Source organism: Miltoncostaea oceani (genome assembly GCF_018141545.1).
In the GTDB taxonomy this organism is placed as follows: domain Bacteria; phylum Actinomycetota; class Thermoleophilia; order Miltoncostaeales; family Miltoncostaeaceae; genus Miltoncostaea; species Miltoncostaea oceani.
Genome location: NZ_CP064357.1, coordinates 106356 through 122806, shown reverse-complemented (window position 1 = coordinate 122806; position 16451 = coordinate 106356). Strand labels below are relative to the sequence as shown.

The window sequence follows — 16451 nt, the reverse complement described above, 5'->3', positions numbered from 1 at the left end:
GGGATCGTCCAACCTGGCGATCAGGCCTTCTACCGTGGCGGCCCGTCAGGTCGGGGTAGCGCCTCGATCGACACGGGCCAGCTGCGTCCGGCACTCGGGGCAGTCGGGGACGCCGCGCTGGTATCCGAAGGGCAGGTTCACGACGTGGTCGCAGAGCGTCGGGACGTGGTCGGCGTCCGGAGCGAACGCGCCGGCCGCGGACACGCAGGTGCCCTCGCGATGGCGGACCAGGTGATGGGACGTCTCGGTCGTGGAGGTCATGGGGTCTGTCCTTGGCTCGGGCCCTGAGGATAGGACGCGCAGGAAGCCTCCACCGCATCGGGATCGACCGTCGGGGCCGCGAGGAGGCCCTCCAGGGTCGGTGGCTCATCGCCGCGGAGGATCGCGAGGGACTGCTCGTGGCCGAGGAAGCGGCGTGCGTTGCGCTGACGGAGGGGGATGGTGTCGCCAACCTGGAAGTTCTTCACCTCGGCCAGGGTCCGCTGGCACTGCGCGCAGCGCAGATGGCGGCGGGGATGGTCGACGCCGACCCAGACCATCTGGGGGTGGTCGCAGACCGGCTCGGGACCGAAGAAGTCGGCGATGCTGCCGAGCTCGGGGATCGCGGGGATGGAGTCGTCCGGGTCCCCCTCTACCAGGCCCTCCTCGCCCCAGAGCCCGGGGTCCGGCTGGGGGAGGTTCATCCGCTCCGCGGTCGCGCGGGCGCGGACCAACCGGGATGCGGCGGTGCGTTGATGGGTGGCCCCGAGAGGGACGGCGAAGGTGACGGACACCGGCACCCCGTCGACGATCGCGCTCGACGTGAGCTCGTAGGTGAGGTCAGCGCGCGTCCGACGCCCATACCGGTAGGCCTCGATCAGGCGTCGCGTGATCCGGCCCTGACCGTCGGCCACGAGGGTCTCGACGCGCTCCAGCTCCTGCTGGGGCACAGCGAGGCGCAGCCGGCCGGCCTCCGCCGCACCCGCCGCCTGAGCGACGGTGAGGTAGTGGCGCACGGAGCCGACGAACCGGGCGATCTCGGCATCCGAGGCCGGAGAAACGCGGTTCCTCACCAAGTGGTGCAGGGTCGGGAGCCGGGAGTCCAGACGCGCTTCGATGACCTCTCGCTCGAAGCCCGAGTAGTCGTCCAGGCGCATCAGCTGGATCGTCCGCTCATCGCAGGCGAGGAGGTCATCGAGCAGCCGGGCGTCGTTGCGGTCGCGAATCCACGCGGCGCTGTGCGCGGGGACGCGGGCTCCCCGGGCCCTGATCTGCAGGGAGAACCTCTCCCACTGCTCGTCCGAGACGCCATCCACCTCTGCGAGGCGCTCAGGCGACACCGCTTCGGCCATGACCAGCGCCGTCTCGCGCATGAGAGCGAGGTCGCCGGCGTGAGCCGCCTCTGCGAAGGTCGGGGCTGCGGCCGTGGATGTCAGCTGCTCCTCGGCGAAGCCCTTCGCCCTGACCTCGAGCTCCTTCGCCTCAGCGTGGAGGGCCGTGCGATCGGCCCGCATGCGCTGGACCTTGGCGAGCAGCCACGAGGCGAGGCTGGCCATCTCGTCCCGGTCGCTGCCGGAAATGAGGCGCGGCTGGGTGCCGAGCCAGTCCAGGTGGGCGGTGATGTGATCCGCGGCGCGGTCAAGGAGCTCGTGGGCGGTCCGGTCATCGTCTATCGCGATCGCCCAGAGGGACATGGCGATCAGATCGCGGGGCAGCTCGGACTCGTTCCCGAGCCGCCCGGCAGTTCCGGGGAGCGGCGGCTCAGTGGGAAGGTCGTCCAGAGCGCGGCGCAGCTGCTTGTCGATCCGCGCGCTCACCTCGAACGAGGCCTGTGCGATCGCGGCACGCACCGCGCGCGTGGATCCCTCAGGTGAGGTTGCGATGCTCACAGCGTCCATGCCTCTGAGACGAGGGACAAGGCGGGGGCGATGGGGCGCGTTGTTCGGGTGATCGCAGGCTCCGAAGGTGAGGTGGGCTCCACCTCAAGCTAAGACGCCCCGGCGCGGCTGCAGCTGAGATCGCCACGGCGGGCGCCGGGTCTGATCAGGACGCTGTTCTCAGCCAGCGGACCCCTCTCAGGGCAGGCGCAGCGCGATCCGCCGGCGATCCGGGTCGACCTCGGCAAGGCGGACCTCGAGGACTGAGCCCTCCTGCCATCCGTCGCGGAGGCGGGGGTCATCCGGCGCGGCGGTGTTGAAGGCCAGAAGCCCCTCGATCCCGCCTCCGAGGGCGATGAAGAGGCCGCAGCCGACGTCCTTCACCACACGCCCCTCGATCACCTCACCCGCTCGGTGGGTCGAGGTGAACGTCGCCCACGGATCAGGGGTCGCCTGCTTCAGGCCGACGCTGATCCTCCGCCGGTTCCGATCGACATCCAGGATGACGACGGAGACGCGGTCGCCGACCTTGACGACATCCGCCGGGGAGTCCACGTGGAACCAGGAGAGATCGGAGATGTGGATCATCCCCGGCACCAGGCCGACGAGGCAGACGGCTCCGAAGTCCTCCAGACCGGTGATGTGGGCCTCGACGACCTGGCCCTTGGCCATGCCTTCGAGGGCGTCGTCCTCCGCGCGCCGGCGAAGCTGCTCGAGGAGGTCGGTCTGAGAGGCGACCAGGTCCCCGTCCGAGCCGGAGACGACCAGCACCTGGAGCATGATCGTGCTCTCGGGATGGATCGCGATGTCGTTGAGGGTGGAATCGTCGGTCAGGGCGATCGGGAGCAGCAGCGCGTCGCCGTCTTCGGTGCGCACGAGAGTCCCGTCTTCGACTTGCTTCTCGACGGTGACGATGAGGGCTTCCCTCTTCTGGGCTGCGCGCAGGAGGCGCTCGGAATGTCCCTGGGGCGGGGTGATCGGATCCATGCGCCGACGCTAGTCGGGCGCGCCGGCCGGACGCTCGATCCTCGCCGCACCACGACTGCTGTGGACTCCGTACCTGTCAGAGCGACCCGTGATGGCTACACCTCAGGGTGAGATGACTCTCCGAGGCGGCAACTTTTCGGTGGGTGCGACTATGGGCCTGCGCACACCCGCGAGCGATGCACCCCGGTCAGGCGAACTCGACCCGGTGCGCCTCGGTGGGTGACGGGAACTCCCAGCGGGCGAGCATCCGCTCGATCACCTCGAGAGGAACACCGCCGCCGGGGCGGGCTGCGTTGCGCTCGACGATCTGGGCGACTCCGGCCTCGACGCTGACGATCCTCACGGACGCGTGATAGTCGAGGCAGAGACCGACCGGCCGGCCGCGCTGCTGGCGCGAGAGGTTCGTCGCGTTCCAGACGAAGGGCGTGCGCGCTCGAAGGAGCTCGCGGGCCCGCTCGCGCGCCGCCGCGGCGATGACACCGTTCGGCTTGCCGCGGTAGGCGCGCTCAGCCCGGATGTCATCGAGGCTGACCATCTGCTGCCCCTTTGCATGCTCGGCGACCCAGCGGTCCTTTCCCGCCCCGGGGAGGCCGCAGAGGACCGTTGCCTGAGCCCAGCTGTCGTCGTGGGCCTCCCAGCCGGGATCCCGGCCCGGGGTGCGGAAGAACTCGACGCGGGCGTGGTCGGAGCTGAAGGGGTAGGGGCCGGCGTCGCACCCGATCTCGGCCGCGAGCACGAGGCCGAGCTCGAGACGCTCGTGGAACTCCGCGAGGTCCGGGGCGATCCGGCCGTTGATGTCGGCCCGGGAGAGGATGGCGAGGGTCGCGAGGGGGACCTCGGCGGCAACCGCGATCAGCTCCCGGCTCGGGTCGTCCTTGAGGATGAAGCGGGGAGGGGCCATGTGGTGGCGCACCAGGTGGCAGACCCGCTCACGGGCCGCCGGCTCCCAACCGCACCGCCACAGGAACGTACGGGCCATCACCTCGCCGCGTCGGGCGTGGCCGGGCGAGGAGAGATCTCCGTCTGCCTCGGCGCGCTGGCGCGAGGGCTTACCGATGTCGTGGAGGACCGCCGCCCAGAAGAGCTCGCCGCGCTCGGTCACATCGAGGGCGCGCCAGGCCGGGTCGGCAACGAGCGCCTCGACGACCATCATCGTGTGGGTGAGGACATCCCCCTCGGCGTGCCAGGCGGGGTTCTGCTCACAGGCACGCATCTCCTCGACCCACGGGAGCCGGGGCAGGATCGCATCCCAGTCCACGGACCATCCTGGCGCGCTCGGAACCGAGGGAAGGGCCGGCAGTGTCGTGATCGAGGTGGAGGTCATCTCGATTCCACACTACGTCGACGGCCGCGGACGGCCCGAGCCAGGCGCCCTCAGCCCTGTGAGGCGGCCGTCCGGGCCTGCTCGGCGAGCACGCGCTCCAGGTCCGGCGGCCGGTAGGTCGCGGGCTTCATGACCTTGCCGCCGGCGTCATGGACGGGGCGGCCGTCATCGCCGAGCTTGGACATGTTGCTGGAGTGGATCTCGGCGACGACCGCGTCGAGGTCGATCCCGAACGTCACCGCGGACCCGTAGACCACGTAGGCGATGTCCCCGAGCGCGTCAGCCACCGCGACCATGTCGCCGGCGGCGATCGCCTCGCGCAGCTCCTCCACCTCCTCATCGATCAGCCGCAGGCGAAGGGCGACGTCCTTCTGGGAGGGCCAGGTCGGCGTCGTGTTCACCGTGACGTCCTGGGACTCGTGGAACTCGGCGACGAGATCCAGTGGACTGCGGCGGCTGTTCGAGGGAGGTGGTGTGGTCATGGGGCGAGTATGGCCTCCCCCGGATGGCGCGGAGGTGAACCTCCAAGCGCCGCGTCGCTCGACCCTCGGGCTGAGTGACGCGGCGGCCTGGCTGATCGACGTCGCTAGGGGAGTCTCACCGTGGCTGGTGTGCCACCGATCGCCGGTTGACGCGCACCGTCTCTGAGGATCCGCACGCGGACACTCACCGCACGCGCCCCGGCCACACCCGTCGGACCGCCGGCCCGCTCGGGGTCGAGGCGGATCCCAGACCTCACGATTCCGAAACGCCCGTTCAAGAAGGGCTTCACCGGCCGTGTGCGCACCAGGACATAGCGCCCTCCGACGCGACGCTCGACCACGGCGCGGCGATCTATCAGACCTGGCGGAACGAACGAGGTGACGTTGAGGATCGGCAAACGCGCAGTGCCGGAGACTCGGAGGCCGGGAGCGATGAGTGGCGCAGGGCCGCCGACGAACGGGATCGGGGCCGACAGTGCATTCATCGTGATGAAACTCGCCGGCCCATCCGCACCGGGCGCATTGAGTGTGAACGCGACCAGCTGCACCCTCACAGAGTCGTATCCCGCGATCTGGCGCCGGGCGTTACCACTGGCCCTGAGTGAGATCGCTCCTCGTCCCTGCTGGGTGGCCGGCTGGTCGCTGGTGGTCGCACCGAGATCGGTACCGAAACGAGGATCGAGGTCGTCGCCGGCCAGGAGGACATCCGGGGTCACGATCCTCGCACTCAGGTACTCGCCAGGGCAGATCGACACCGACGCTGTGAGGTCAGTCGAGAGCAGCTTCGCCAGGGTGAGAGTGCCAGGGGTCACCTCGATGGCGAGCTCTCGACCAGCGAGCGGGCAGGGTGGTGGGCTGGCGGCGGTGCCCTGACCCGAGAGTGGTGTCGCCTGGATGAGACCGAAGCCGACAAGCCCGGTGAAGGCTGCCGCGGCCACTCGGCGGATGGGGCGTGCGCTCATCGATGCCTCTTCCTCGTGATGTGCCTGAACTGCCAGCAGAACGGGGTGAGCATGACCGAGCCCACCGGACCCAGTCCAGGGGTCGCGGTTGACGTCGGGGACTAACGCCGGCTCCCATGCAGGCGAGCCTCCCTCACCCCTACCCCGCCGGTCCAGCCGCAGGGTCGAGCTTGGCGAGGATCCTCGCCGACAAGGGGCCCTCCAAGGCCTGCCAGTCCGAGAGTCGCAGCGCCTGGTACTCCTCGTTGAGGTCCTGGAGGTCATCCATCAGCGACGGGTCGCGCTTGCGGCGCTCGACCTCGGTGGCGCCCTCATACTCCGCGCCGCGGTGCTTGAAGCGGTGGAAGAGGTAGGTGGCCCACAGGAGCTCTTCGTTGTCGAGGGCCTCGACGGCTCTGGAGTACTCGACTGTCTGCGCCGCCCGCTCGAGCGACTGGACCAGCTGAATCCGGTTCCTGGCCTTGCCGAAGATCCCCATGCCGACGCCCCTCTCCCCTGTTCGGCCCTGGGTGCGACTCCTCGACCGATGGTTAGGTTTCCGCGACCGCTCGACACTTTATCGTCGGCCATGACGCGGTCGACGCCGGCACGCCGGGGGTGATGGCAGCGATGATCGGCTCGACGATGGTGCGCTTACGCCGAGACCTCTCAGGCTCGAAGGGGGTCATCCCCGCGGGAAAGGTCGGCTACGTCGAGGGCTTCGACGGGGACAGGGTCCACGTCCGCTTCCGGCTCGTGCGTTTGGCGGTCCGCCAGAACGACCTGGAGACATGGGACCCCGACCGCAGTGCCTGGAACGAGATGACTCCAGCGGCAGCCCGTTGGATACGCGACGCCCTCGCGGCGGCCGACGGCACCTCGAGGCCCGCTTCGACCTCCCGCCCCGCGGCGGCGCCAGACCCGGGCATCGCACCCCGGCCTCCGACCCCACGCACCCGGCCGTCAGCGCCTGAGCCGCGGCCCCTGCCCACCGCCTCGAGGACGGCCTCCTCTGCCCGCGGCCAGTGGATCGCCCTCTGCATCGTCGGCGTGCTCCTCGCCGGCTTCGGGTTCAACTACGTCCCGGACGCCCCGAGCACCGGCTTCGATCTCAACTGCGCGGACATCGGCCATCGCGTCAACGTCACCCCCGGCGACCCCCACGGCCTCGACCGCGATGGCGACGGAGTGGGATGCGAAACCGACGGGCACAAGTACTCCTGGCTCGGCATCCTCGGGCTCTGCGGCGCCGGAGCCGGAGGATTCGTCCTGTACCGCAACCGCAGGGATTCGGCCTGACCTCTGCGCCGGCGCCGCTCGCTGGTGAGTCCGCTCCCGTGCCACCGTTCGGTGTCATCCCTCCGAGTGCCACCGTTCGGTGTCAAAGGAGCAACGGACGGCGCGCGTGAAGTGACGCCGGCTCCCGCGGGAGGTCGCATCATGGACACATGGGGCGCGGACGAGGAGCGGGTGATGGGGCGCCGATCGGACACGCACGCCCGGCGAACACCCCGGGACCTCGCCGCACTGCGCTGACACGTCGGATGGCCGTCCTCGGCCCGGCGGAGCTCCGTATCGAGTTCGAGCGCGTGCGAGGCCTCGATGCCCATTGGGGCGGACAGGATGAGGGGGTCCGCGACGCCCTGGAGTGGGCGCGCTCGTCCACAGCCGAGAACGCCCGGGGTCTCGAAGATCTCGATCGTCGCCCCCCGGCCGCGCCTGCGGCTGCTCTTGATCGCTCGTCGGGGTCCCTGCGCCCCTACGGGATCCTCGAGCTCTCCCGCGCGGCGGAGCGCCAGACCGCGCCCGAGCGCGGGGCGAGCGCCTTCCGGGATCCCGTCCGGCGGATCCACCTCGAGGCCGGGGCCCTTCTGATCATCGGCGGTCCGCCCGGCGTCGGTAAGACCCACCTGGCCGAGCGCCTCGACCTCGGCGGCGCTCGGGTCCTCTGCCCTGATCGCCTCCGCGACGAGCTGGTCGGCCCTGACGTACAGGAGGTGGACGGCGCCCTCCTGATGGGTGAGCTGCTGGATCAGCTGGATGTGGCGATGGAGGAGGGGCGGGCGACGGTCCTCACAGCCCCCGCGCTGAAGCTGACGATGCTCAGAGCCTACGTCCGGGCGGCGATCTCCAACGGGCGCGCGGCACACGTCATCTACCTCGACGGGGACCGCCAGCTCTGCGATGAAGGGCAGTCCCGGAGAGCGCGGCAGATCCCGGGGGAGATCCTCGATGGCTACATCGCCGACTGGGAGGGTCTACGGCAGGATCTTCTCGACCCGGACGGACCATCCCGAGGTGTCGGCGCCGAGCTCATGCGCCAGGGATACCGATCGATCTCGGTGATGGACCGCCCCTATGCCGACACCCTCGAGGGTCTGCGCTTCGGCTGAGGGAGAGCGGGACGTCCGGGGTCAACTCCGGCAGGGCAACGCGGGCCCCGGGATCAGGAGCCCGGGTCCGCCTGGGATGAGGGGCGCATCGAGTCCTCCATCGGGACTCCGCTCCAGTTGATCCGCTCGAAGAGCTCGCGCTCCTCCTCCTCGGAGGACAGCTTGGTCATGTAGACCGAGACCGTCGCGCCCCGCTTCAGGACGAGCTGAGCCGGGCGGGTGAGATCGGAGAAGCAGACCAGCCCATCCGCGTCAGCGGTGCCGGCGAGATCCTCGGGAGCGATCCAGGCGGCGGGGAAGCGGAGCCGGCCGGCGAGGAAGTCGGTCAGGGCCTCGAGTCGCTGCTTGCCGTCGACCACGTGGAGGACCGGGTCGTGCTCGCCGCGCGCGTTGAGGAACACCGAGCCGAGAGGCACGCCCTGAAGGACGCTGTGGACCAGAGCGACGCGGGCCTCCTCGGGCCAGACGCTGCCGCGCTGGTAGGGCGGGGTCAGGTCCAGCTCCCCGTCCTCGGCCCAGTAGGCGAAGGCCGAGATCGACTTCACCTGCGCGTCGAAGCTCAGGCGGGTGATCGGGCCCTGTTCTGCCCCGCGCGCGGGGGCGAGCGCGTTGGATGGGCGGCTGGTGGAGCGTCCTCGACTCATGCCCCGACGATACAACGCGATCCCGCGCCGGCTTCGTCTTCCGAAGGCCCCAGGGGTCGGGCGTCGGCTCGCTCCCCTAGAGCGGGGGCGGGGCGACGATGGCGCCGTTGAAGGAGTCGGCGCCCGTGGCGACCCAGCGCACGGTCGCCTTCGTCACGACCCGGAACCGGCGGGGGACCGTCCTGGTGAGGGTGACGTTGCAGTAGAGCCGACCGCCGGAGGAGTAGGTGCGCTTGCCCTCGTTGATGCAGATGTTCACGTAGCGGTCGAAGTTCGTGTCGGACCAGATCCGCACGTTGTACCGCTGCCGGACCTGCCTGATCACCGACTTGCGTGTGGCGCGCAGCCGCTCGACGGCCAGGCTCATCTTCGCCGAGTAGCCGGCGACCTCGACGCCGATCGTCTCGAAGCGAATCGGCGTCTGGTCGATCCTCGCCGAGAACGCCTTCGCGTAGACCGGGCTCACCGCGGTCCAGACCTCACCCAGGGGACGATCGAGGTCCCCGCACCCGCCGAGCCATGACCGAAGGTTGCTCGAGCCGCCGAGACCCGTGATGTAGATGTTGTCGTCGCGGTCGGCATCGAGCCAGGTCGTGAAATCGATCGATCGGCAGGTGATCGTGAGCTGGATCTCCACCCGGTTGACCGTCGTTGACCCCGGGGTGATCACCTCGGTGTAGGGCCGCGGCGGACCGACCAGCGTGACCGTGACGCTGTCGACGACGTTCGCGTTGAGCGCGCCCGCCCCGGCGGGCGCGCTGAGGATGACGCCGGCCGCGAGGGCACCGAGTGCCAAGGTCCTGGTCTTCATCGCTCACTCCCACGGCGTCTGTCAGAGGAAGGGCAGCGATGCGGAGAGTCCCGCCTGCCCAGGCGAACGGAGCCTAGAGCGCCGGGGGGACGGATGACACCGGGACGGTTCGCACCTCAGGCGGGGACACGCCCTCGCCCACCGCAGCGACCACAGCGGCCGCGGTGCATGTAGAAGGGATGGGCGGCCACGGGTAGCCGAGGCCACCACACGCCGGGCACGGCTCTCCGCCGGTCTGTCGTCGCGAGAAGTATGGGGATCGCAGATACCCGAGGAAGAAGACGATCAGCGCGAGCCCGAAGAGGACGACGTTCACCCTCGTCGGGAAGACCGTCAGCAGCTCGAGGAACGCAACGAGGAGCGCGGCGCTGCCGACCGCCGCGAGGGCGCACCGGACGATCCGCTTGTCACGTAGCTGGGCCATGGAGGTGGAGGAAACGGGCGCTCTTCCTGATTGAGCATGGAGGCCGGGCTCGGTGGCGGCCGGATCTCTCACAACTACTACCTTCCCGAGAGGCCGACGCTTCCCGGCCTGATGGCCGACGGGCGGCCCCATGGCACTCCCGAGGCGCCGCGAGGTATGCGCCGTAGCTTGAGGTGGATACCGACGTCAGGAGTAGGGCTATGGGATGGTCAGTGAACGGGCAGGGCTACCTCGGCGGGGACGGCGCCGACCACCCGCACTCCCTCGTCGCCCTCACCTCACCCGCGGTCATCACCGCCGACAGCGCGACCCACCCGGGCCAGCTGCAGGCATCGGGGGACCTGGTCGGGCTCCTGACACGAGCAGGCTTCATGGTCGGGGTGGAGGAGGACGGATCCATCTCCTGGCTCGAGTTCGTGGGCGAGCCCATGGGAGGTGAGCACCGCGCGGCGGGCTCCCTGGACCAGCGGGCCCTGCTCCAGGCCCTCTCCCCCTTCATCCTCGCCGGCGGGGCGGTGAGCTCCAGCGCCGAGGATGGCTCGGAGTGGATCCACCACTTCGACGGCGTGGCCATGACGACCGTCGAGCAGTAGCCTCACACCACGGTCAGGGTCGGCAGCACCGCTTTGACTTGAGGCCCGACCCGCAGGGGCAGGCGTCGTTGCGTCCGACCACGATGGGGTTCATCGGCAGGAGATCGAACGCCCCCTGTGGCTCGCCGGCCTCGTCCTCGATCAGCCAGAGGGCCCCGAGGCGCGAACCCTGATCCCTCATGCCCTCTGCCCGGAGCAGATCGAGACCGCGATCGACCAGTGATCGGTCAGGATCGAGGTTCGCGCTCACGATCATCACCTCGGAGCTGTAGGCGATCACAAGCAGGGGCGGCCGCAGCGCATAGTCGTGTCGTAGCCGCAGGACCAAGCCGCGCCGCAGGCTCGGATGGGCGAGGGCGCTCGGGATGTTCGAGCTGTGGATCACCGCGGACAGGGGGCGGTCTGTGCCGCCGAAGCCGATGCTGCGCCCGGAGAAGGTCATCCGCTCCAGGCCATCCTCGAGTGCTGCGTCGAGGTCGTAGCCGGGCTGGATGTTCCGGATCCGCTCGAGCATGGTCTCCGAGAGCCAGCCGACGCTGTGCTCGTCCTCCAGGGCACCGATCAGCTCGAAGACACCCTCGGCCCCCGTCGAGTCGGCGACCGGCTCGACCCGCGCGCAGTCGAGGATCGGCAGCTCTGATTCCCTCCACTCGCGGCGGCGCAGGTGGGTCATGAACCAGCGCCCTTCCAGTCCGAAGGCACCGAGACCGGGGCCGGTGAGCGATTCGCGGTGGGAGCGGACCAGGTGGGCGACCACCTCCTCTGGAGAGAGCCTTCGCAGCAGCGAGGCGACGTTCGCGACCAGCTGACGCTCCGAGCCTCCGAGGACCAGGGCCTCCGGGCTGACCGCCGTGGCTGGGTGTCCGGTCTCGGCGCTGAAGGCATCGCTGATCTCCCTCGTCAAGGCGGCGTGGGTGGCTCCTCGCCCGACCACGAGCGAGACGGCTTCGGCGATCGTCATCCCGCGTCCTGCCGCCTCGTCCACGAACTCCCCGAGTGAGACGGTGAACGGCACGCCGGGGGCACCGAGCAGCCAGTGCTGGTAGCCGAGCAGGTCCTCCGGCCCGACCGACGGCTCCGCTGACGGGAAGGGCTCACCCGCGTCGGTGCGCTCCAGCCCGAAGCGGGCGATCGCCTGCTCGAGCAGGTCAGCGAGGCGGCGCGAGTCGATCAGGTGGCAGATGAAGTAGTCGCCGTCGCGGATCCCGTCGGCGAACGGGCCGGCCCAGTCCTCCCATCCCTCGGGCCCCTCGTAGGAGAGCGCGCTCGCGCGGATCGGCATCGGTCCGAGGACCTCGGGTGAGGGCATCTGGGCCGCGAGCGCGTCGACGAAGGAGGCGCTCGGCTCCGCTCCAGCCAACATGGCCGCGACGGACTCACTGATCGCCGGGCCCCCGAGGGACGCCGCGACGATCAGCTGCCCCGGGCTCGCCCAGGCGCTCCGGAAGGCGAGCCCCTCCTCCCCGGAGAGCTCACTGAGCAGCAGGCGCAGGCGATCGCGGACCGACAGGACCCTCCCCCACTGGGTCTGGAGGTCGTCCTCGGAGTCGACGTTGATCTGCCGGCGCCACGAGTCCGGGACCGGTTCGCCGCTGATCAGGTGACGGCGCAGGTCCTCCGAGGTTCCCGGGGGGCTGACCAGCGACCAGGTGGCTGACGACGAAGAGCCGGGTTGATCGACGAGACCCGAGACGCAGAGCACCTCGAGGGCGGACTCATCAGGCGCCAGGTAGAGCTCGAACCGGGCCGGGACCCCGGCGATGTGGCGTGCCATCGCATCCGGGAGCTGACCGCTCACGACCTCATCGAGAACCCGCAGACCGACACTCTGCGGCGGCGCAAGCATCACCCCGGCCATCGGCGGCCGCCCCTGAGGCTCGGCACGGATGATGAACTCGAGGAAGGTCTGCTGGATCGTTGGTGCAATCGGCATCCGCTCACACTGACTCACAGCGGTGCCGATGGGTACGTCGGAGTGCCCAGAGCGAGACCGATCGCCTCAGCCGCGCCGGGCACCCTACGCTCGAGGAATGGCAAGCGCGCCGAAGAGCACGAGGGCCGTCTCAGCCGCCACGCAGCTGATCCTGGACAGCGGCCGCACCGCACCGGGCGCCTCGCGCCGCTGGACGCCGGAGGATCGCGAGGAGGAGCTGCGCTTCGCCGTGCTCGAGCGCGGGCAGACGCCGGACACGATCAGGCCCGCGCACTACCGGCTCGACGAGCTCGCGAAGGTGATCGCGCGCGAGCACGGATCGACGGTGGTCATCTCCGACGTGCACGGCCAGCCTCAGCTCCTCGCCGACACCCTGGGTGCGCTGGGACTGATGAGGGAGGGGAACCGCGTCGGAGGTGGCGTTACCCTGGTCCAGATCGGCGACCTGCTGGACGGCCGCGGCGGGGAGGGCGACCGCGCCTGCCTCGAGATGGCCTGCCTCTTCGATCTCGTCGTCGCCGGCAACCACGAGGCGGCGATCATGGGCGGGGGGACCTTCACCGGGCTGCCGGCCCCCCACATGATCCCCGAGCTCGGCCGTGGCCTCGACCGGCTCGCCTGGCAGGGAAGCCTCGCGGCCTCGTTCGTGGTCGGCGACATCCTCATCAGCCACGCCGGCGTGCACCGCCGGCTGTTCGGCCACACGGACCCGCGCGCCGCCTCGAAGGCGATCGAGTCGCTCTGGCACGAGTTCCTCGGCTCCCGTTCGAGGACGAGCGCGGCGCTCTTCGGAGTCGACGGCTGCCGCGGCGGGATCGAGCTCGGCGGGGTGCTCTGGCTCGACTGGCGCAACCTGCTCGACAACGGGCCACGCTCCTACCGCCAGATTGTCGGGCACAGCCCGCGGGGATCCTGTGAGAGCGACTACCTGGGCCGCTTCACCCTGATCGACACCGCCGGAGCCCGGCTCGGCGTCGCCGTGATCACCCCGGACGGGCGGATCAGGGTCGGGTCCAGCTGGGTTCCTCGAGGCTGGTCCCGGGACGAGCTCGAGAAGGCGGCTGCCTGCCCTGAGCCGGATGACCTGGAACTGCTCGGCTAGAAGCCTGACCGAGGATGAGGCCACGGCCGAGACCCAAGGAGTCGCGGCCGACCGCACCGGCCCCCGCCCCTCGGCAAGGCGAACCTCCGCCATCCCGCCGGGGATCCACCACCAGAACGATGGCGCGTAGGCGAGCTACGCCCTCAGAAGGTGCGGCGTATCTCGCGCAGGCGGCAGACCTGATCGGAGGAGATCCGCCCGGCCACGCGCTGGCGAGCGGTGACGCAGATCCGGTAGCGCCCCTGCGGCTCGACGTTGCCCATGTAGAAGCGCCGCGTGACCTTCACTCTCTCGACTCCAGTGCGCCCAGGACCCGGGCAGGCACGGGCCTTGCCTCGAGCTGACTTGTAGATGAAGTCGTTACCGTCGCCTGACCTGATCTGGATCTGGTAGGCGATGAGGCATTCATCCGCCGCGGCGGGAGACAGCAGCACCGTGCTGACAGCCACCCGGAGCTTCGGCTCCGACGTCACGGTGACCCGCTGCACCGGGATGGCGAGGGCCGAGGTGGCCGACAGGAGGAGCACTGCCAAGGTCAGGAGCGCGCGGATGAGGTCCTCCTTCGCGAGTGGTCATCGCTCGTCGCGAACCGTCGCGGATACACCCGCGCCGGTCAAGAGCCGGGTCTCCCGACCGAAGACCCTCGCCTAGGAGTCTCCGGGCAGCTTCAAGGAGATTGCTCGCGCCCTGCGGCGCGGGAGGCGACTGAGGAGCCGCTGGCGCCAGTTCAGGGCTCGACCAGGAACCGGCGAGCCACTCATCCGACCGTTGTCGCGGCCCGTGGAGTCCTCGAAGACGAGCTCCCAGGGGTCAGCTGACTCCCTCACCACCGCAACCCAGACCACAAGCCCCTTCTCATCCCAGGACTCGGCATGCTCGACACCACTGCCCCTGACGCGGGCCGTCCCTGCCGGCGCCCGATCACAGAGCAACCAGAGGTTTCTGCCGAGCGACACCCCGGCCTGCTCGCCGAGAGGGAGCGTGGCGACCAGTCGGCCGGCGCTCGAGACCGCGATCTCCCCCGCGACCCGCTCGAGCGCGATGACGGCCCCCTCGAGGTCGAAGCTCAGCACAGCAACCGCCGCCCTGAGGTCCAGCCGGGATCGCTGGCGCTCTGTCCGGCGCGGCTGATCGTTGCGGTCGACCAGACCCGGAAGACACGGGACGGCCCCCGGGAACGACAGGCGCCGGAGACCCGCTGGGTGGCCGATCCGGCGGTCCCGCGGTCCGATCTCACACACCTCACATTACGCCACAGCACAACGAGGCGCACCTGGATGCAGGTTTCCAGCTCGATCCTCACCCGGCCGGTACAGATCAGCAGCACCCGCCCGGTTACATACTCCCGGCCGACCAGGTCGGGCCCGGTGATCACAAGCGACGCGCACGACACCGGCTGGCGAGCAGACGCCGAGGAGGTCGTGGTTGCTTGCATCCCGCAGATCCCGACAATCGCCGCGGCCACCAGACATGAGAAGGTTCGCATCGGCGTAACCTCGATGCGCATCCGACCGGGGCACAAGGACGAGACCGGCTGAAGTGATTCGGGTGCGCAAGGAGACCATCAGCACTCTGCAACGAAGTCCTGAGGCACCGCCTTAGAAGTGCAACCGGAGGGGCGTGGGTGAGGCGACCAGCAGCAATGGAGGCAGCGCGGTGAACTCTGGAGCGAGGTACCCGGTCGGGACGCGGATCACCTACGCCGATGCGAACGCGATCAGCGATGACGGCGAGCTCGGGGTCGCATACGGGACGGTGAACGGCCCGGAGGTCGGCGGGTTCGTTCCGGTATTCAGCGAGCGCGGGGGTGGACGGGAACCGACGACCGTCTACGTCGCCCCCGGCAACATCCTGTCTGCCGAGCCCCCAGAGGGTCACTGAAGTCGGAGCCGTCGCCCCTGACCGGGTGGCGTAGGTTCATCGCATGGACGACCTCGAGACCTTCACACGGATGCTCTCCCGCGCCGGCGTCGCTTTCGCCGCGTCGACCGAGATCTCTCCGGACCAGGATCCGACCAAACCGGGGCACCCTCAGGTCGCCGTCGGGACCGCGGATGGAGTGGTGATCGCCTTCGCGTTCGATGACGAGGGCGCGCTGAGGGGTGTCGGCGGGGGCTGAGACCGCAGCCTCCCGCCGAGACCGGGTCCCTCAGTCGACCGAGATCTCGGCCTCGGGTGGGGGGATCCGCGTCGGGGAGACGACCTCGAAGCCCTCGTATTCGTGGTCGGCCCGCTGCTCGAGGAGCGTGAAGGCGAGGCTGGTGGTGCGCTCCCAACGCCCGCGACCGACCGTGATCGTGCGGTCGCCGGCGCTCAGCACCTGCTGGACCTCGTCCCACCACCGCTGGTAGCCCTCGCGGGCGGACGCCTCCCGCGTGTGGTTGGCGAGGCGGCGCTTCAGCTCACGCTGCATGTCCGGCGGCAGCTTGGCGAGCTCCTCCTCGCTCAGCGGGGCCGGCGCCGCGGAGGCCGGGTACATCTCATCGGGCGTGCAGAACCACTCGCTGCGCTCCCGGAGCAGGTGGACGCTGACCCGCGAGAGGTCATCGGGGGTGGAGACGTCATAGATCGCGTCTCCGTGCTTCTCGCGGGCGATCAGGATCTGCATCGGGCTCCTCGGCCAGTCATCGGGGTGGCGGAGGCCTCGACGCGCACCGCCCTCATGAGGCCAAGCTACGACGCCGAGCCGAGGAGGACTGGACTGGCACATGGTCCGAGGCGGAGGCCGGGCTCCGACTGCCAATTGTCTCAGAATCCAGACATCCGGCCGCACGGGGTGGATGTCCGGATTCCCAGACATCGTTGAAGGACCTTGCCCGCGGTCGATCGGAGGCGAGCGCGAGTAGATCCGTCTCGGCCCGTCGGCTGATCGCCGTAAGCGGGATCCCGCAGTGGCCATTTGCCCTTACCCGTCAGGTCGCGCTGGATCGTGCGATGGCCGGGTTCTACTATGGCGAGACG

Annotated in this window: 20 protein-coding genes; 7 read left to right on the top strand and 13 right to left on the bottom strand. The window is 69.9% G+C overall.

The genetic code is table 11. From position 1 onward, the window contains the following. Nucleotides 1-45: 45 nt before the first annotated feature. From IU369_RS19335 to IU369_RS19305, 7 genes are all read right to left on the bottom strand, one after another. Complete coding sequence (locus tag IU369_RS19335) at nucleotides 46-261, bottom strand: hypothetical protein (protein ID WP_217924870.1); 216 nt, start codon at nucleotides 259-261, stop codon at nucleotides 46-48. Further along, the gene (locus IU369_RS19330; RefSeq protein WP_217924869.1) at nucleotides 258-1868 is read right to left on the bottom strand and encodes a hypothetical protein; all 1611 of its coding nucleotides are present in this window, start codon (nucleotides 1866-1868) and stop codon (nucleotides 258-260) included. Before IU369_RS19330 ends, IU369_RS19335 begins: the two co-directional genes overlap by 4 nt. A 186-nt stretch (nucleotides 1869-2054) precedes the next feature. Then, nucleotides 2055-2843, bottom strand: coding sequence for a S1 RNA-binding domain-containing protein (locus tag IU369_RS19325; RefSeq protein ID WP_217924868.1), 789 nt, complete (start codon nucleotides 2841-2843; stop codon nucleotides 2055-2057). A 187-nt stretch (nucleotides 2844-3030) separates the two neighbouring features. Further along, entirely contained in the window at nucleotides 3031-4101 is a 1071-nt protein-coding gene (locus IU369_RS19320; RefSeq protein WP_217924867.1) for an AAA family ATPase, read from the bottom strand. Nucleotides 4102-4217: 116 nt separating this feature from the next. Further along, nucleotides 4218-4649, bottom strand: coding sequence for a pyrophosphohydrolase domain-containing protein (locus tag IU369_RS19315; RefSeq protein WP_217924866.1), 432 nt, complete (start codon nucleotides 4647-4649; stop codon nucleotides 4218-4220). 104 nt (nucleotides 4650-4753) lie between these two features. Beyond that, entirely contained in the window at nucleotides 4754-5611 is an 858-nt protein-coding gene (locus IU369_RS19310; protein ID WP_217924865.1) for a hypothetical protein, read from the bottom strand. 139 nt (nucleotides 5612-5750) lie between these two features. Further along, entirely contained in the window at nucleotides 5751-6089 is a 339-nt protein-coding gene (locus IU369_RS19305; RefSeq protein ID WP_217924864.1) for a hypothetical protein, read from the bottom strand. A gap of 551 nt (nucleotides 6090-6640) precedes the next feature. Here IU369_RS19305 and IU369_RS19300 point away from each other — a divergent pair. After that, the gene (locus IU369_RS19300; RefSeq protein WP_217924863.1) at nucleotides 6641-6889 is read left to right on the top strand and encodes an excalibur calcium-binding domain-containing protein; all 249 of its coding nucleotides are present in this window, start codon (nucleotides 6641-6643) and stop codon (nucleotides 6887-6889) included. A gap of 245 nt (nucleotides 6890-7134) precedes the next feature. Beyond that, nucleotides 7135-7983, top strand: a complete 849-nt coding sequence (locus tag IU369_RS19295) for an AAA family ATPase (protein WP_217924862.1) — start codon at nucleotides 7135-7137, stop codon at nucleotides 7981-7983. 53 nt (nucleotides 7984-8036) lie between these two features. Here the strand turns inward: IU369_RS19295 and IU369_RS19290 are convergent, their stop codons facing one another. From IU369_RS19290 to IU369_RS19280, 3 genes are all read right to left on the bottom strand, one after another. Next, on the bottom strand, nucleotides 8037-8627 hold the full coding sequence (locus tag IU369_RS19290; RefSeq protein ID WP_217924861.1) for a DUF262 domain-containing protein: 591 nt from the start codon (nucleotides 8625-8627) through the stop codon (nucleotides 8037-8039). Between the two features lie 76 nt (nucleotides 8628-8703). Next, nucleotides 8704-9438: a hypothetical protein gene (locus IU369_RS19285; RefSeq protein ID WP_217924860.1), complete on the bottom strand. Its 735-nt coding sequence runs from the start codon at nucleotides 9436-9438 to the stop codon at nucleotides 8704-8706. A gap of 73 nt (nucleotides 9439-9511) precedes the next feature. Then, complete coding sequence (locus IU369_RS19280) at nucleotides 9512-9862, bottom strand: hypothetical protein (RefSeq protein WP_217924859.1); 351 nt, start codon at nucleotides 9860-9862, stop codon at nucleotides 9512-9514. Nucleotides 9863-10074: 212 nt separating this feature from the next. Here IU369_RS19280 and IU369_RS19275 point away from each other — a divergent pair, with 212 nt between their 5' ends. Further along, nucleotides 10075-10455, top strand: a complete 381-nt coding sequence (locus tag IU369_RS19275) for a hypothetical protein (protein ID WP_217924858.1) — start codon at nucleotides 10075-10077, stop codon at nucleotides 10453-10455. 13 nt (nucleotides 10456-10468) lie between these two features. Here the strand turns inward: IU369_RS19275 and IU369_RS23430 are convergent, their stop codons facing one another. Continuing rightward, complete coding sequence (locus IU369_RS23430) at nucleotides 10469-12388, bottom strand: YecA family protein (RefSeq protein WP_246551644.1); 1920 nt, start codon at nucleotides 12386-12388, stop codon at nucleotides 10469-10471. Between the two features lie 97 nt (nucleotides 12389-12485). Between IU369_RS23430 and IU369_RS19265 the strand changes: the two genes are divergently transcribed. Further along, on the top strand, nucleotides 12486-13490 hold the full coding sequence (locus IU369_RS19265) for a metallophosphoesterase (RefSeq protein ID WP_217924857.1): 1005 nt from the start codon (nucleotides 12486-12488) through the stop codon (nucleotides 13488-13490). Between the two features lie 143 nt (nucleotides 13491-13633). Here the strand turns inward: IU369_RS19265 and IU369_RS19260 are convergent, their stop codons facing one another. Further along, nucleotides 13634-14017: a hypothetical protein gene (locus tag IU369_RS19260; RefSeq protein WP_217924856.1), complete on the bottom strand. Its 384-nt coding sequence runs from the start codon at nucleotides 14015-14017 to the stop codon at nucleotides 13634-13636. 345 nt (nucleotides 14018-14362) lie between these two features. Here IU369_RS19260 and IU369_RS19255 point away from each other — a divergent pair, with 345 nt between their 5' ends. The 3 genes from IU369_RS19255 (at nucleotide 14363) to IU369_RS19245 (ending at nucleotide 15609) form a co-directional block, all read left to right on the top strand. Then, the gene (locus IU369_RS19255; protein WP_217924855.1) at nucleotides 14363-15028 is read left to right on the top strand and encodes a hypothetical protein; all 666 of its coding nucleotides are present in this window, start codon (nucleotides 14363-14365) and stop codon (nucleotides 15026-15028) included. 118 nt (nucleotides 15029-15146) lie between these two features. Beyond that, entirely contained in the window at nucleotides 15147-15371 is a 225-nt protein-coding gene (locus tag IU369_RS19250) for a hypothetical protein (RefSeq protein ID WP_217924854.1), read from the top strand. A gap of 43 nt (nucleotides 15372-15414) precedes the next feature. Continuing rightward, complete coding sequence (locus tag IU369_RS19245) at nucleotides 15415-15609, top strand: hypothetical protein (RefSeq protein WP_217924853.1); 195 nt, start codon at nucleotides 15415-15417, stop codon at nucleotides 15607-15609. Nucleotides 15610-15639: 30 nt separating this feature from the next. On the opposite strand, the gene IU369_RS19240 is transcribed toward IU369_RS19245, so the two are convergent. Next, a complete protein-coding gene (locus IU369_RS19240; RefSeq protein WP_217924852.1) occupies nucleotides 15640-16098 on the bottom strand; it encodes a hypothetical protein in 459 nt (152 codons plus the stop codon). Between the last annotated feature and the right edge of the window lie 353 nt (nucleotides 16099-16451).

Coding starts and splice junctions, on each gene's coding strand:
- IU369_RS19335 (WP_217924870.1), bottom strand. CDS start 261: ATGACCTCCACGACCGAGACGTCCCATCACCTGGTCCGCCATCGCGAG.
- IU369_RS19305 (WP_217924864.1), bottom strand. CDS start 6,089: ATGGGGATCTTCGGCAAGGCCAGGAACCGGATTCAGCTGGTCCAGTCG.
- IU369_RS19265 (WP_217924857.1), top strand. CDS start 12,486: ATGGCAAGCGCGCCGAAGAGCACGAGGGCCGTCTCAGCCGCCACGCAG.
- IU369_RS19280 (WP_217924859.1), bottom strand. CDS start 9,862: ATGGCCCAGCTACGTGACAAGCGGATCGTCCGGTGCGCCCTCGCGGCG.
- IU369_RS19245 (WP_217924853.1), top strand. CDS start 15,415: ATGGACGACCTCGAGACCTTCACACGGATGCTCTCCCGCGCCGGCGTC.
- IU369_RS23430 (WP_246551644.1), bottom strand. CDS start 12,388: ATGCCGATTGCACCAACGATCCAGCAGACCTTCCTCGAGTTCATCATC.
- IU369_RS19290 (WP_217924861.1), bottom strand. CDS start 8,627: ATGAGTCGAGGACGCTCCACCAGCCGCCCATCCAACGCGCTCGCCCCC.
- IU369_RS19285 (WP_217924860.1), bottom strand. CDS start 9,438: ATGAAGACCAGGACCTTGGCACTCGGTGCCCTCGCGGCCGGCGTCATC.
- IU369_RS19295 (WP_217924862.1), top strand. CDS start 7,135: ATGGCCGTCCTCGGCCCGGCGGAGCTCCGTATCGAGTTCGAGCGCGTG.
- IU369_RS19315 (WP_217924866.1), bottom strand. CDS start 4,649: ATGACCACACCACCTCCCTCGAACAGCCGCCGCAGTCCACTGGATCTC.
- IU369_RS19310 (WP_217924865.1), bottom strand. CDS start 5,611: ATGAGCGCACGCCCCATCCGCCGAGTGGCCGCGGCAGCCTTCACCGGG.
- IU369_RS19255 (WP_217924855.1), top strand. CDS start 14,363: ATGCTCGACACCACTGCCCCTGACGCGGGCCGTCCCTGCCGGCGCCCG.
- IU369_RS19240 (WP_217924852.1), bottom strand. CDS start 16,098: ATGCAGATCCTGATCGCCCGCGAGAAGCACGGAGACGCGATCTATGAC.
- IU369_RS19325 (WP_217924868.1), bottom strand. CDS start 2,843: ATGGATCCGATCACCCCGCCCCAGGGACATTCCGAGCGCCTCCTGCGC.